Origin of the sequence: Paraburkholderia sp. RHO2 (genome assembly GCF_050955445.1) — a bacterium.
Taxonomy (GTDB): Bacteria; Actinomycetota; Actinomycetes; order Mycobacteriales; family Mycobacteriaceae; genus Prescottella; species Prescottella agglutinans_A.
This window is the reverse complement of record NZ_CP162618.1, coordinates 71251-84846: the sequence shown is the minus strand read 5'-3', so window position 1 is coordinate 84846 and position 13596 is coordinate 71251. Positions and strand designations below refer to the sequence as shown.

Genomic DNA, 13596 nt, shown 5'->3' with positions numbered 1-13596 from the left:
TCGATTTCACGGCCTCGGCCAGATCAATCCGGATCCGCAGTCCGCCAGCACCGTTGACTTCAGTTACCACGCCCCCCCGTGACCACAGCGACAAAATGCCGATGAACCTCGCGGCCGGCCCAGTTGAAACAGATCGACCAGAATGTCGTTGCGGGTGGTGGGGGTATCGCCAAGCTGAGTCCGGTGAGGGTGCGTGGTGGCATCCCACGCGGTATGTGTGGCGACGAGGGCTGCCATCGCAGTCTCCGAGTGATCCTGGGGTTGGTGAGCCCATCGTCTCGGCGGCAGTCGCGCGGTGTTGCAGACGATTATCTGGCCCGACAAGGTCCGGACCCGGCGCCGAGATGTCGAGAATCGGGATGCTGGCGCGAGCACGCGGAGTGTGGTTACGGGTTGTCGAACCACCCGTCTTGCCAGCCGCGCATGTACACCGCGGGGTCCGCCACGAGGGAGGGCACCTTGGGATCGTTGACCTCATGCTGGGGGTTCTTGGCGTGCCGATCCGCTGCTCTGCGTCCAGCGCGCCAACCACGGTCGTAGTCATCAAGCATGAGCTTCCTCTCTCGACGCCCGGTGTGATGCCGCCGAGCAACCATCGGGGCTATCCCCGTACGCGGCACACTAGGCGACCAGCCCGACAGCCCGACAGCCCGACAGCCTGACGGAGCGACGATGCAGGCGCAGGCGAAGCGTGCGCCGACAGTGCGGACGCTCACCCGCGTACCGAGGGGCCTCAATAGCGGAACTGATGCGGCTGACTGAGCTTCGTCACCGCGGGTAGCTCTACCAACTTGTCGTCGGCGCCTCGCTCTGCGAACTGCCCGGAGATCCAGATCGTCTTGTGCTTCTCCAACGACGGATACCACTGCCGCGGGTAGTGCCCCCGTACACGCCATTCCAGTGCGTCCAGGTTGTTCCCTCATCCGCTGGCGATACGTCGCCCACCGCCAACTCGTTCGGGTCTCCCCCAGCCGTCGACGGACTCGATCAAAGGCGGCTTCATCCTCACGCTCGATCACCTCGATACCACGGTGGTCCCCCGTGGTGGCCGGCGGCACTCGTGTACCCGCTCATTGGCCTCGTCGTGGGACTGCTACTCGCAACAGTCACATCACTCGCCTGGATCCCCGACCGCGCTACCCGGATCGCGTTATGGCTCGTGATCCCCGCAACCGGCCTCATCGTTCCCAGTTCGCGAGTGGGACAACGAGGATCGCGCCAGTGGCCCACAGCATGGGAACTCTCCTGCTTACCTTCGGATTTCCTCCTCGAGAAGGAGCTGATTCGGTGACGCATGGAGCGCATCGTCATTCCGCGTCACATTATTCGCCTGGCGGCTTGTCTACTGGCGAGGTAGCGCCAGGCGAACCGAGGCAACGCGGCGGTTGGAGCGCGTCTTCTACATGCCGCGATGTTGGGTCCCTCACCCGAGGGCGGCGAGAGCCCTCAGACGCTGCAGCGCCCACTCCGTCTCGAACTGAACGCCGATCTCTATCACGGAGTCGTCGAACGTTGCGAATGGTGAGTGGTTGGACGGCGCCGATGCCGGATCACGGTCGGACGTGCAGGCCCCGAGGAGGACGAATGCTCCGGGGACTTGGTCGAGGAACCACGAGAAGTCCTCGGACGCCGTGAAGGGTTGTTCCATCACGCGCACAGACTTCGGCCCGAATGTCGCTCGTGCGGTGGAGATTGCGAAATCGGCCTCGGCGTCAGCGCTGACGGTCGGTATCGTGACCTGCTCCAGTTCCACCGACGCTCCGACGCCGTGTACGGCTGCCATCCCCTCGGCAACCCGCGCCACCAGTTCGCGCAGGCGCGCCGAATGATCCGCGGTGAATGCCCGGGCTGTGCCGCTGACGTGGGCGGTGTCGGGAATGACGTTGCCGCTGTGTCCTCCCGCGATCTGTCCCACCGTCGCCACGACGGGTTCGAACATGCCGAATGACCGGGTCACGGCCGTCTGCAGGGCGGAGACGAAGTCGGCGGCCGCGACGATCGGATCACGTGCGGTCTGCGGCGCCGAACCGTGTCCGCCGCTGCCTTCGAAGGTGACGGTGAAGGCGGTGGACGCGGACATCATGGGTCCGCGGCGCATGCCGAACACTCCGGCCGGCAGGTCGTACGAGAACACGTGCAGGCCCAGAGCGGCGTCGGCCCGTCTGCCCGCCGCGTCGAGTACGCCCTCGGCCAGCATCGCCAGTGCCCCGCCCCAGTTCTCCTCCCCTGGTTGGAATACGAACACGACGTCGCCGGCGAGTTCGGTGCGCCGCGCCGCGAGTTGGTGCGCCGCACCGACGAGGATCGCCATGTGCAGGTCGTGTCCGCAGGCGTGCATGGCGCCGTTGGTGGCCGCGTACTCGAGCCCGGTGTTCTCGACGATCGGCAGCGCATCCATGTCCGACCTGATCAGAACCGTGGGCCTGTCGCTGCCCTGCACCGCGCCTCCGCGCAGCACCGCGGTCACCGACGTGGTCGAGACCCCGGTGGACACTTCGAGGTCGAGACCGTCGAGTGCACGCAGAATTCGGGCCTGAGTCCAGGGCAGATCGAGGCCGACCTCCGGGTTGCGGTGCAGGTCCCGCCGCAACAGGATCAGGTCGGGGGTCGAGAGTGTCATCGGGTCTCCTCGGCTTCGGGATGGATGGTTGGTGATGGATAGGGTTGGCGGCATGGAGTGGTTTGCGACGGCACGGGACTGGGCACGCGACGCTCGCGGCCGGCTGTATGCAGCGCCCGTGACGCCGTTCGACGCGACGGGCACCGCGCGGCCCGAGTTCGCCGCGGGCTATTTCCGCGGACTCGTCGCGGCCGGCGCCGACGGCCTGGCGATCGCCGCGCACACCGGCCGCGGACCGCACCTGCCCGCCGCGGTGCGGGCCGAGCTGGTCCGGATCGCGTGCCGGGCCGGTGCGTCGGTGATCGTCGGGGTCGAGAATGCCGACGAGGCCGAGCTGGCTGCACGGTCCGGGGCCGGTGCCGTCCTGGTGTTCCCGGCGGGCGGTGACGCGGTCTCGGTGCTGCGGCATCTGGACCGGCTCTGGGAGGCGGGCGGACTGCCGCTGATTGCCTTCGATCTGTACACCGCGCCGTATCCGGACGCGATGTTTGCTGCCGTGGTCGATCATCCGGCGGTGGCGGCGGTCAAACTGGCGCGACTGTCCGATGCCGTGGCCTGCCAGGATCGGATCTCGCTGGTCCGTGAGCGCGGCAAGCTTGCGATCACGGGCGAGGACCGGATGTTCGGGGCCTCGCTGACCTGGGGTGCCGAGGCGGCTCTGGTCGGAATCGCTGCCGCGGCAGTCACACTGACTCGGGCGGTGCTCGACAGCTTCTCCGGTGCCGATCTGCCCGCCTTCCTCGAGGCCACGCGCCGGCTCGACGAGTTCGCGGCCGCGACGTTCCGCGAACCGTTCGACGGGTACGTCCAGCGGATGATGTGGGTCGCCGCGGAACAGGGTCTGCTGCCCGAGCCTCTGCTGACCGACCCGTACGCGCCCCCGCTCCCGGTGGATGAGCGTGACCGTGTGCTGGCCGCGCTGCGCCGACTCGCACGGGCTCAGTTGCCCACGCGCGCAAGCTGAGCCGCTGTCAGTGTGGTCTCGATGACCGCCCGGCTCCGTTCCCAGGGCACCGGGCTGGGGGCGCCGTCGGCCATGGCCAGTGCGGCCTGCATGCAGTCGAGGTACCCGAGGCTGCGGTGGTGGTCTGATCCGTCCAGCGTCATCCGGTGCACGCCGGTCTCGGTGTGGACCGTGACGTCGTAGCCCTCCCCGCTGCCCGCGCCGACCACGTCCACGCTGACGGGGATCCCCGCGTCGGCGATCGCGTGGAAGGCCGCGGTGTTCTCCGAGATCGTGCGGGTGCCCGGTATCCGGCCTGTCACTCCGCCGAGCGGGGTGACAGGGCGGTCGAGGAGCGCGTCGAGCATTTCCCAGGCGTGCAGCCCCATCGAGATTGCGGTGCCGCCACCGTCGTTCGGGTCGTCCTGCCATTGCCGTGCCGGGGTGGTGAAGATGTCGATGCTGTGCCGGACCGACACGTGCACGGCGATCGGGTCCTGCCCGGCGAGTTCCTCGGCCAGTGCGCGGACGTCGGGGGCGAATCGCAGCACCGAGGAGGTCAGGAATCGATCGGACCGTGCGCCGACCGCCGCATCGAGCGCGGCGAGGCCGGCCGTGCTCGCGGCCGGGACCTTGTTGAGGAAGCAGGCGGCACCGTGATCGAGGACTGTCGACACCACGGTCGCGATCCGGTGTGGCCTCGGGGTGACGATCACCAGGTCGGGGCCCCACGCGAGTAGATCGGCCAGCGAGTGCTGCTCGATTGCGGACCACTCCCGGACGAAGTCGTGGCGCCGGGAGTGGTCGTCGGGATCCCAGACGGCCAGCTCTTGCACCCCGAACGATCGCGCGCTGAGCGCGTCGCTGAAGGGGTGTGAGTGGGCCACTCCGGCGAAACCGATCCGCATGCAATCTCCTTCGGTCGTGTCGGGTCAGTTCATGTCGACGTCGCGGGTCTCCGGGCTGAGGACGGCGCCCACCACGGTGAGCAGTCCACCGAAGCACAGCAGCACGACCGCGGTGTACGGCAGGGGCATGAACGTCGACAGTCCACTCTGGATGTACGCGTAGAACGCGGGGATCACCATGCCGAGCGAGTACCCGAGCCCATATCCTGATGCGCGGACGCCGAGGGTGAAGCGTTCGGTCAGGTACGTGGTCAGGCACCCCCACGGGACGCTGATCAGCACAGTCACCGAGATCAGGAGAGCGAGTACGGTGCCGAACGTGTGCACGTTGCCCGACGCGATGAGCGAGTACGGGATCGGCGCGACGAACATGCACAGCAACCCACCCGCGATCAGCATCGGCCGCCGGCCGACCTTCTGCGAGAGCAGACCGCTGCCCATGTAGACGGCCACCACGATCGCGTTCGCGACCACCAGGGCCAGGGTCGTCGAGTTGGGGCTCAGCTTCGCCTCGGTCTTCATCAGGCCCGGCAACACGGTGGTCAGCATGTAGCTGGTGAACCACAGCCCGGTGGTGAGCACGAACACCTGGAGGAAGTCACGACCCGACTTGCCCTTGAAGAGTTCGAGCAGCGGAGTCTTGACCTTCTCCGACTGCTGCCACTCCTCACTGTCCTCGACGTTGCGCGAGTACCAGATCGCGAAGCCCACCGACAGCACCGCGCCGACGAAGAACGGGATACGCCAGCCCCATTGGACGTACGCGGAGTCGATGCCCTGGGCGGGCATGATCTGCAGCAGGCCGAGAGTGATGAGGGCGATCGAGCAGTACGCCAGCGGGAAGCCGGTCGAGATGATCGCGCCGTTGAGGCCGCGGCGTTGTTTCGCGCTCTGCTCGAGCGCCGTGGGGGTGGCGGAGGTGTACTCGCCGCCGAGGAACACGCCGTCGATGAAGCGCAGCGCGATCAGCAGGATGACGGCCAGGATGCCGATCTGCTGATAGCCGGGCAGCAATCCGATCGCCATGGTGGTGACGCCGAACCCGGTCACCGAGACCACCGTGATCCTGCGACGGCCGAACTTGTCGGCCAAGTGCCCGAACAGCATGGCACCCAGAGGTCTGCCGATCAGGGTCGCGGCGAACACGGACCCGTTGATCAGCGCGATCGTGCCCGCCGACGCGCCGGTGGCCTGGAAGTACACCGAGGCCGGCGCGAGGACGATGACCGGCAGGTAGATGTCGAACAGGTCGACGTAGAACCCCAGCCAGGCACCGAACACCGCCTTCTTGGCGCGCGCGGCCTTCTGCTCGTCGGGCGGAGCGGCGGACGCGTCGACCGTAGCTGAGCTCATGACAACCATCCTTCGAGTCCTGCAGCGATGAAGCCGTCCTCGGCGCGCAGCCACTCGTACGCGTCGATCATTCTGGTCAGCTGATCGGCCTGACCGGCCGACAGGCCCTCGGCCGGGTCGAGGCACCAGATCCCTTCGAGGAGGCCCTGACGGCGCAGCACCTCGTGCACGCCCGCGATGACGCCGGCGAAGTTGTTGCGCACGTCGAACACCGCGGCGTTGGCGTCGGTCACGGCGGCCGCCATCGACATAGCCCGGATCCGCGCGGGTTCGTCGCCCGCCCACGCCTTCTGGACGAGCTCGTGCAGGTGCACCGCGGACCGGGTCCACACGGCCCAGTGCCCGAGCAGGCCGCCGACGAAGCGGCGGGTCACCGGTCCGGCCGGGCCGTGCAGGTCGAACGGCGTGAGCAGATCCGCGACGATGTTGTCGTCGTTGCCGGTGTAGAGAGCGACATCGGCGCCGCGGTCCGAGTCGACGATCCCCTGCACCAGCTCGAGGGTCCGGTAGCGATCGAAGGGCGCCGCCTTGACCGCGACGGTCGACTCCTGGTCCGCGAGCCGGCGCCAGTAGTCCTGTGGCAGATAGCGTCCGCCGACGGCCTCCTGGAGGTAGAACCCGATGACGGGCAGCACCTCGCCGACGGCGGCGGAACGGTCGAGCAGATACTCCAGGTCTTCGTCGGCGAGACCGCCCGGCGAGACGAGTACCGCGTCGTAGCCGAGTTCCCGGGCCAGCTGCGCCTCGGTGACGGCCTGACCGGTGGGACCGGCGACCCCCGCGATCCGCAGGAACGGGCGATCGCCGACCCGCGCATCGAGTTCCTCGGCGGCGAGCTCGAGGACCGGCCGCAACAGGCCGATCTCCGGTCGGCGGATCTCGAACTGGGTGGTGTGCACGCCGACGGCGACGCCTCCGACGCCGGCGTCGATGTAGTACCGCGTCAGTGCGCGCTGGCGCCGCTCGTCGAGGGTCCGCGCGGCGTCGAGCGCCAGCGGATGGGCGGGAATGACGGTGCCCGCGTGCAGGAGCGCGGACTTCGCGTCCGACAGTGACTGTGTCATCAGAATCGTCCGTCCCGGCGCTCGAACTTGGTCGGCTTGTTCCACAAGGGCCCGCCGGCCCGGATCCACGCGGCCTGCATGTCGATCAGGTGGCCCAGGGTGCGGTCGGGGTATCCGAACAGGGTGTGGCACTTGGAGGCGTTGTTGAGCAGGCTCGTCTCCCCCTCGGCGCCGACGAAGACCGGTTCGACGCCGAGCTTCTCGCCGAGCTGTGTGGCGATGGTCCGCACCGAGGCCGTCTCCGGCCCGGTCAGGTTGAGCAGGAACGGCGCGGTGTCCGCGTGTCCGAGGGCGCGCAGGACGACCTCGTTGGTGTAGCGCTGCCACACCACGTTCACCACGCCGATGGACAGGTCGACGGGCTCGCCGGCGTGCACCCGGCGGGCGATGTCCGCGACGACGCCGTACCGGGGTTCGCACGCGTAGTTGAGTCGGACCAGCGCGACGCGGGTGCCGCGCGTGCGGGCACCGTGGGTGAAGACCTGCTCGCGACCACGACACGTGATGGCGTACTCCCCGACCGGTCCGGTCTCGTCCGTCTCGACCGGCCCGCCGCTCATCGGCGACGTCATCGGGTAGACGTTGCCGGTCGACAACGCGGTGATCCGCGACTGCGAGTAGCGCCGCGCGACGTAGGCCGGGAGCACGGTGTTCGTCATCCAGGCCTCGTCGGAGTTGGTGGAGGTACCGAACTTCGCCCCCACGAGGAACACCACGTTCGCCGCGTCCGGCAGTTCGTCCACGGCCGCCGGGTCCGACAAATCGGCTATGACCGTTTCTACTCCCGTGGTGTCGAGGCGTGCCCGCGCTTCGGTGTCCGTCCACCGTGAGACGGCGAGGACCCGCACGTCGTCACGACCCGCCTCGTCCAGTGCGCGGCGGGCCATCGTGGCCACGCCGGACCCGATCTTTCCGCCCGCACCCAGCACAATCAGGTCGCCTTGCCACGCGGCGGCGTCGGCTACCAGTTCCGCGCTCGGCCTACTCAGCTCCTGCTCGAGATCCTTCTCGTCGGCGAACATCAACCGGCCCTTCTCCAGATGGACTTATTTCGGTCAGGACCGTAATAATGGTGAAGTGTGGTGTCAAGCACAATCGGAAGGAACCTCGGAGCCGTGACCGTCAGCGTGTTCGACATGTTCTCGATCGGCATCGGCCCGTCGAGCTCACACACCGTCGGGCCGATGCGGGCCGCGCGGAGGTTCGTGGCCGAACTCGAGACATCCGGCGACCTCGAACGGGTGCAACGGGTGCACGTCCTGCTGTGCGGCTCGCTCGGTTCCACCGGCCACGGACACGGATCGGACCGAGCGGTGGTCGCCGGACTTCGCGGCGCCGACCCGGGGACCGTCGACCCACACCTGCCGGCGCAGTGGCGAGCCGCTGTCGCCGACAGCGGGACGATCGACCTGGCCGGAAGACACCGCATCCCTTTCCGGGACACCGACCTCGTCCTCGACGGAGGCATCCGGCTGCCCGGCCATCCCAACACAATGGTCCTGACCGCTGCGTTCGCCGACGGGTCGCACCACGAACGGACCTACTACTCGATCGGCGGCGGATTCGTCACCGAAGCCGAAGCGCCGTGTCCGAACGAACCCGACCCGGAAGTACCCCACCCCTTCGGCTCCGGCGACGAACTGTTTGCCCGCGCCGCCGAAACAGGTTTGCCCGTCAGCGCCCTCGTGCGGGCCAACGAGCACGCGCTTCGACCCAGAGCCGACGTCGACGCCGGTCTCGACCGAATCTGGTCCGCCATGCAGGAAAGCGTCGCCGCGGGGCTGCGGACCGACGGCCTCCTGCCCGGGGCGTTGGCCGTCCGCCGCCGCGCCCCCGCCCTGCGACGCCGGCTCGAGGCCGGCGCCCAGCCCGATCCGCTGCACCGGCTGGACTGGGTGAACGCCTTCGCGATGGCCGTGAACGAGGAGAACGCGGCCGGGGGGCGGGTGGTTACCGCCCCGACGAACGGGGCCGCGGGCATCATCCCCGCCGTCCTGCACTACTACGATCGCTTCGTTCCCGGCGCGGACGCCGACGGAATCCGGCGATTCCTGCTCACGGCCACCGCGATCGGCGCGCTGTACAAAGGCAACGCGTCCATCTCCGGTGCCGAGGTCGGCTGCCAGGGCGAAGTCGGTTCCGCCTGCTCGATGGCGGCCGGCGCCCTGTGCGAACTGCTCGGCGGCACGCCCGCCCAGGTGGAGAACGCCGCCGAGATCGCGATGGAACACAACCTGGGTCTCACCTGCGACCCGGTCGGCGGGTTCGTGCAGATTCCCTGCATCGAACGCAACGCCGTCGGAGCCGTGAAGGCGATCAACGCCGCGCGAATCGCCCTGGCCGGCGACGGAACACATCGCGTCAGCCTGGACACTGTCATCAAGACCATGCGCGAAACCGGAGCGGACATGCAGTCCAAGTACAAGGAAACATCACTGGGGGGGCTTGCCGTCAATGTCGTCGAATGCTGAACACGCGTATCGGATCGGGGTCGTCGGGCCGTCCGATCTGGTGTCGCTGGTCAAACGGGTGGCCACCGTGGAGTTCGCCGACCATGTGGTGGTACCCCTGACCTACCGCAACGAGGAACAGGCCGTCGAGGTCATCGCCGAACACCCCGAGGTCGACGCGCTGCTGTTCACCGGGGTCATCCCCTACACGCTCGCTCAGGCCCGGGGAGCGATCACCAAGCCCGCCACCTACATCGACTACACCGGCGCAACCCTCTACGGCGCCCTCGTGGAACTGATGTCCGCCGGGCACGACCCGGCCCACATCTCGATCGACACCCTGGCGCGGCCGCTCGTGGTCGAAAGCCTCACCCACGTCGGCATCGCCACCGACGACGTCGCAACCCTGGAGTACCGCAACGGGATCGACGCGCACCGGCTCGCGGCATTCCACCGTGAGCACGCCCGCGCACATCCCGGCTCAGTGGCGATCACCTGCGTACGCTCGGTGTACGAGCTGATCCGCGACGACGTCTACGCGATCCGGTTGGCACCCGCCATCGCCTCGGTGCGCACCGCGCTCGAGGCCCTGACGATGGAATTGGCAGGGCGCATCTCGTCCGACGCGCAGGTGGTGCTCGGCATGATCGAGCTCCCCGACCCCGACGACGGCCTCGCCGACGACATCCGCGCCCTGGCGGGCAGCGTGTTTCCCACCGGAAACGGCAGCTACATACTGGTGAGCACTCGCGGTGTGCTGGCGCAGCACACGTGCGACTGGACCGTCATGCCCCTGCTCGAACAACTGTCCGAGCGCCACAACTGGGTCCGGATCGGCCTCGGCGTGGGCCGCTCGGCTGCCGATGCCGAGGCCCTCGCCCGACGAGCCGTCGAACGCTGCCGCACCGCAGGACCTTTCGCGGCGGTAGTCTCGGTCGGCTCAGGCCGGGACTTCGTGATCACCGAAACCGCAGCCGGGGACGGCCGCACCGACGAGCCGCTGAGCCTGCACGTCGCCGCCCGACGCGCAGGTCTCTCCCGCGCCACCCTGGTGAAGCTCGACGCCGCAATCGCGGCGCACCCCGACAACGAGGTCACCGCCGCGGACGTGGCGGCGGCACTCGGGATCGAACCCCGCTCCGCCCGAAGAACGTTGAAGCAGCTCGAAAGAGCGGGACTGGCACACCCGGTCGGTACCGTCACCAGCGGTGCAGGTCGTCCGGCCGTGCGGTACTCGGTGCGGCTCGAGGCCTAGAGTGTGTCTCCCCAAATGCGGCAGCTGGATTAGCGACGACTGCTCGGCGTGCCGCGACCGAATACCTGACCGATGAGCAGTAGGCATCGATCGAGCCGCTGCTTCTGTCGTCTGACGGGTGACAGGGCCGCCCGATCCGCAGCAGCATCCCTGCAACTGCGGGCCCGGCGGCGACCGGCCAGACCTATCAGGCGCAGGAACAAGCCCCAGCCGGCATCGTGCACCGACTTCGCGAGGCGGGTCCGGGCCAGCCCGGTCACGCACAGGAGAAAGCCACCCGGTACGGGCGCACGGTCGTGAAGGTCGACCGCTGGTTCCCGTCGTCCCAGATCTGCTCGACATGCGGCAGGGTCGATGGACCGAAACCCCTGCACGTGCGCACCTGGACGTGCCGGTGTGGGGCGGCCCACGACCGGGATCTCAACGCCGCCATCAACATTCTCGCCGCCGGACGGGCGGAGAGACGAAACGCCTGCGGAGAGACGGTCAGCCTCCCCGCGTGAGTGGGGAGCACGACTCTGTGAAACAGGAACCCACCGAGAGCGCCGACGGCGCTGGTAGGAATCCCCGGCCTTCAGGCCGAGGAGGACGTCAAGAAAACACGAGCTCGGCCTCGTATCCGTTCTTACGTGATTGCTCGAGGATGTCGAAGAAGGCGAGGGGGCCTTCCGCGTATTGGGAGGCGATCAATCCGTTGGGGTCGCCTGCGTCGCCTTCCTGGTTGAAGTAGCCCGGGGTGCATTCGTGCAGGAACTTGGTGTTGTTCTGGGCGGATTGCTGCACGGTTTGGACCCAGCGGGTTTCGGCGGCCACTGTTGGCTCCACGACGTTGGCGCCGCGATGGTTGCATGCGGTGATGATGCTGGTCATGTGCGCGGTCTGTTCGTAGAGCATGTGGGTGAAGTTGCTGGTGGAGCCCGTCTGGATCGCGCCGAGGAAGAACAGGTTCGGGAAGTGGTGGGCCATGAGCCCGTGCAGAGTCCTCGGTCCGGCCTGCCACTTGTGCGACAACGTGACTCCGTCACGCCCGGTGATGTCGAATCCGCTGCGCTCGACGACGGTCGTGCCGATGTGGAACCCGGTGGCGAAGACGATGCAGTCGAGATCGTATTCACCACTCGCGGTGACGATCCCGCTATTCGAGATCGCTGTAATGGTGTTGTTGCCGCTGACGTCGACGAGGGAGACATTGGGCCGGTTGAATGCGGGAAGGTAGTCGTCGCTGAAGCAGGGCCGTTTGCACAAGGATCTGTAGTACGGCTTGAGCTTTTCCGCGGTGTCGGCGTCATGGACGACCTGTTCGACGTGTCGGCGCAGGTCTTCCATGTGATGGAAGTCCGCGACTTCGAGTAGCTCAGCCATCTCCTCAGGACTGGCAGTGCGGCTGTCCTTCTTGAAAAAGCTCCCGACCTTGCGCATGACGCGGGTCCATCCGTCGTCGACAAGGTCGTCGCCGTCGGTGTGGCCGGACACCATTCGGGTGAAGTTCATCATCCGTTCGATCTGCCAATCGGCTGGTAGCTGATCCCACCATTCCAGGTCGGTGGGGATATTGCCACGCGTGTCGATCGGCGATGGCGTCCGCTGGAACACATACAGATGTTGAGCGTGTGCCGCCAGCGGTGGAACACACTGCACCGCAGTGGCGCCGGTTCCAATGATCCCGACGCGTTTGTCCGCCAGCCGGCTCAGGTCCTCCCCCGTGTACTCGTAGTCCCATCGGCTTGTGTGGAAGGCACGCCCACCGAACGTCTCAAGTCCGGGAACCGCGGGAATCTTGGGGGTGGTGAACAGTCCGGCGGCGTGAACGACGAACGTACTTCGAATCACCTCACCGGTGTCGGTCGATACTGCCCACAAAGCCTGCTTGTCGATCCATTCGACTGAGGTGACGTGAGTGTTCACCGATGTCACGTCGGTCAAGGCGTACGAGCGCGCGAGCGATGTGAGGTAGGTGCGGATCTCCTCGCCTGTGACGTACTTCTCGGTGGGGAAGTATCCGGATTCTTCGAGCATCGGAAGGTAGATGTAGGACTCGATGTCACACCGGACGCCTGGATAGCGGTTTCTGTGCCACGTTCCCCCGAAGCCGCTGGACTTCTCGATGATGCGTATATCGACGATCCCGGCCTGTTTGAGCCGGACGGCCGCCAAGATGCCTGCGATGCCGGCACCGATGATCACCACGTCAACCGGTTGGGGCTCAGTGTGGTCAGCCGAGGGCGACCTGCTGGCGGGACCTGAGTGGAGAGTGTCGTCAGCCAATCGCGCGTATTGGCGGATGCCGGCGACGTGCAGGCGTCGGTCGCGCTCGGTCCGGTACTTGGCTCGGACGGCCCCGATGTCGAACTGCGGGTTGGCGGAATCGCTGGACTTGGAAGCCATAAGGTCGTGCCCCTTCCCGTCTGGTGAAGACTGTCAGGTTGTCTGCCAGGTGCTCTGCGGCGGAGTGGAACTGGGGTCGGTGGTGTACAGCCCGATTTGGGAGAGCTGCTCGACGAACCATGGGCTGAACGCGAAGGGTGCACTTGCTGTCGCCGCTGCGATGTCGGGCACCGACACCCAGTTCCACTCGCGTACTTCGGCAGGGTTCGCGGTGGGCGTGGCGGTTGTGTTGGCCGCGAAGACCGGGCAGATTTCGTTTTCGACGATCCCCGAGGAGTCGACGGCACGGTAGCTATAGGTCGGGAGCAGCGGTCGGATGTTAGTCAGTGTGATGCCGAGTTCCCACTGTCCGCGTCTAGTGATGGCGTCGTGGTCTGACTCTCCGGGTAGCGGATGGCCGCAGAAGGAGTTCGTCCACACCCCCGGCCAGGTTGGCTTGGTCAGCGCTCGGCGGGTGACCAGTAGGCGCCCATCAGGAGCGAATACATGGCAGGAGAACGCCCGATGTAAAGGTGTATGCGCCGTGTGCACAGTGCCTTTCGGTGCGCTACCGATCGGACTTCCGGTGTCGTCGAGCAGGACGACCAGTTCTTCAATCGTTTGCACAGATCCTCGTTT

At 67.2% G+C, this 13596-nt stretch carries 11 protein-coding genes and 1 pseudogene; 4 read left to right on the top strand and 8 right to left on the bottom strand.

Annotated elements, in window-relative coordinates:
• Positions 1-386 precede the first annotated feature (386 nt).
• Together ABTV10_RS25505 and ABTV10_RS25500 are read right to left on the bottom strand one after the other, a co-directional pair.
• Positions 387-551, bottom strand: a complete 165-nt coding sequence (locus tag ABTV10_RS25505) for a hypothetical protein (RefSeq protein ID WP_499035673.1) — start codon at positions 549-551, stop codon at positions 387-389.
• Positions 552-1423: 872 nt separating this feature from the next.
• On the bottom strand, positions 1424-2620 hold the full coding sequence (locus ABTV10_RS25500) for a M20 metallopeptidase family protein (protein WP_499035672.1): 1197 nt from the start codon (positions 2618-2620) through the stop codon (positions 1424-1426).
• 52 nt (positions 2621-2672) lie between these two features.
• On the opposite strand from ABTV10_RS25500, the gene ABTV10_RS25495 reads away from it, so the two are divergent.
• Complete coding sequence (locus tag ABTV10_RS25495) at positions 2673-3584, top strand: dihydrodipicolinate synthase family protein (protein ID WP_499035670.1); 912 nt, start codon at positions 2673-2675, stop codon at positions 3582-3584.
• Here ABTV10_RS25495 and ABTV10_RS25490 read toward each other — a convergent pair.
• The 4 genes from ABTV10_RS25490 to ABTV10_RS25475 are packed head-to-tail and all read right to left on the bottom strand — an operon-like array spanning position 3560 to position 7910.
• On the bottom strand, positions 3560-4471 hold the full coding sequence (locus ABTV10_RS25490) for a hypothetical protein (protein WP_499035668.1): 912 nt from the start codon (positions 4469-4471) through the stop codon (positions 3560-3562). The two genes, ABTV10_RS25495 and ABTV10_RS25490, sit on opposite strands and share 25 nt — an antisense overlap.
• Before the next feature lie 24 nt (positions 4472-4495).
• Positions 4496-5824 carry an MFS transporter gene (locus tag ABTV10_RS25485; RefSeq protein ID WP_499035667.1) on the bottom strand — a complete coding sequence of 443 codons (1329 nt, stop codon included), beginning with the start codon at positions 5822-5824 and terminating at the stop codon, positions 4496-4498.
• Positions 5821-6888 (bottom strand): dihydrodipicolinate synthase family protein, encoded by a 1068-nt coding sequence (locus ABTV10_RS25480; protein ID WP_499035666.1) that lies wholly within the window; start codon positions 6886-6888, stop codon positions 5821-5823. Before ABTV10_RS25480 ends, ABTV10_RS25485 begins: the two co-directional genes overlap by 4 nt.
• Positions 6888-7910, bottom strand: coding sequence for an NAD-dependent epimerase/dehydratase family protein (locus ABTV10_RS25475; protein WP_499035665.1), 1023 nt, complete (start codon positions 7908-7910; stop codon positions 6888-6890). Before ABTV10_RS25475 ends, ABTV10_RS25480 begins: the two co-directional genes overlap by 1 nt.
• A gap of 93 nt (positions 7911-8003) precedes the next feature.
• Here ABTV10_RS25475 and ABTV10_RS25470 point away from each other — a divergent pair, with 93 nt between their 5' ends.
• From ABTV10_RS25470 to ABTV10_RS25460, 3 genes and pseudogenes are all read left to right on the top strand, one after another.
• On the top strand, positions 8004-9359 hold the full coding sequence (locus ABTV10_RS25470) for an L-serine ammonia-lyase (RefSeq protein WP_499035664.1): 1356 nt from the start codon (positions 8004-8006) through the stop codon (positions 9357-9359).
• Positions 9343-10593 carry a hypothetical protein gene (locus tag ABTV10_RS25465; protein ID WP_499035663.1) on the top strand — a complete coding sequence of 417 codons (1251 nt, stop codon included), beginning with the start codon at positions 9343-9345 and terminating at the stop codon, positions 10591-10593. The genes ABTV10_RS25470 and ABTV10_RS25465 overlap by 17 nt, the downstream gene beginning before the upstream one ends.
• A gap of 263 nt (positions 10594-10856) precedes the next feature.
• Positions 10857-11096: pseudogene (locus ABTV10_RS25460) on the top strand (zinc ribbon domain-containing protein); the annotation flags it as partial.
• An 88-nt stretch (positions 11097-11184) separates the two neighbouring features.
• Here ABTV10_RS25460 and ABTV10_RS25455 read toward each other — a convergent pair.
• Together ABTV10_RS25455 and idi are read right to left on the bottom strand one after the other, a co-directional pair.
• Positions 11185-12978 (bottom strand): flavin-containing monooxygenase, encoded by a 1794-nt coding sequence (locus ABTV10_RS25455; protein WP_499035662.1) that lies wholly within the window; start codon positions 12976-12978, stop codon positions 11185-11187.
• Positions 12979-13011: 33 nt separating this feature from the next.
• Positions 13012-13584, bottom strand: a complete 573-nt coding sequence (idi, locus tag ABTV10_RS25450) for an isopentenyl-diphosphate Delta-isomerase (protein ID WP_499035661.1) — start codon at positions 13582-13584, stop codon at positions 13012-13014.
• Between the last annotated feature and the right edge of the window lie 12 nt (positions 13585-13596).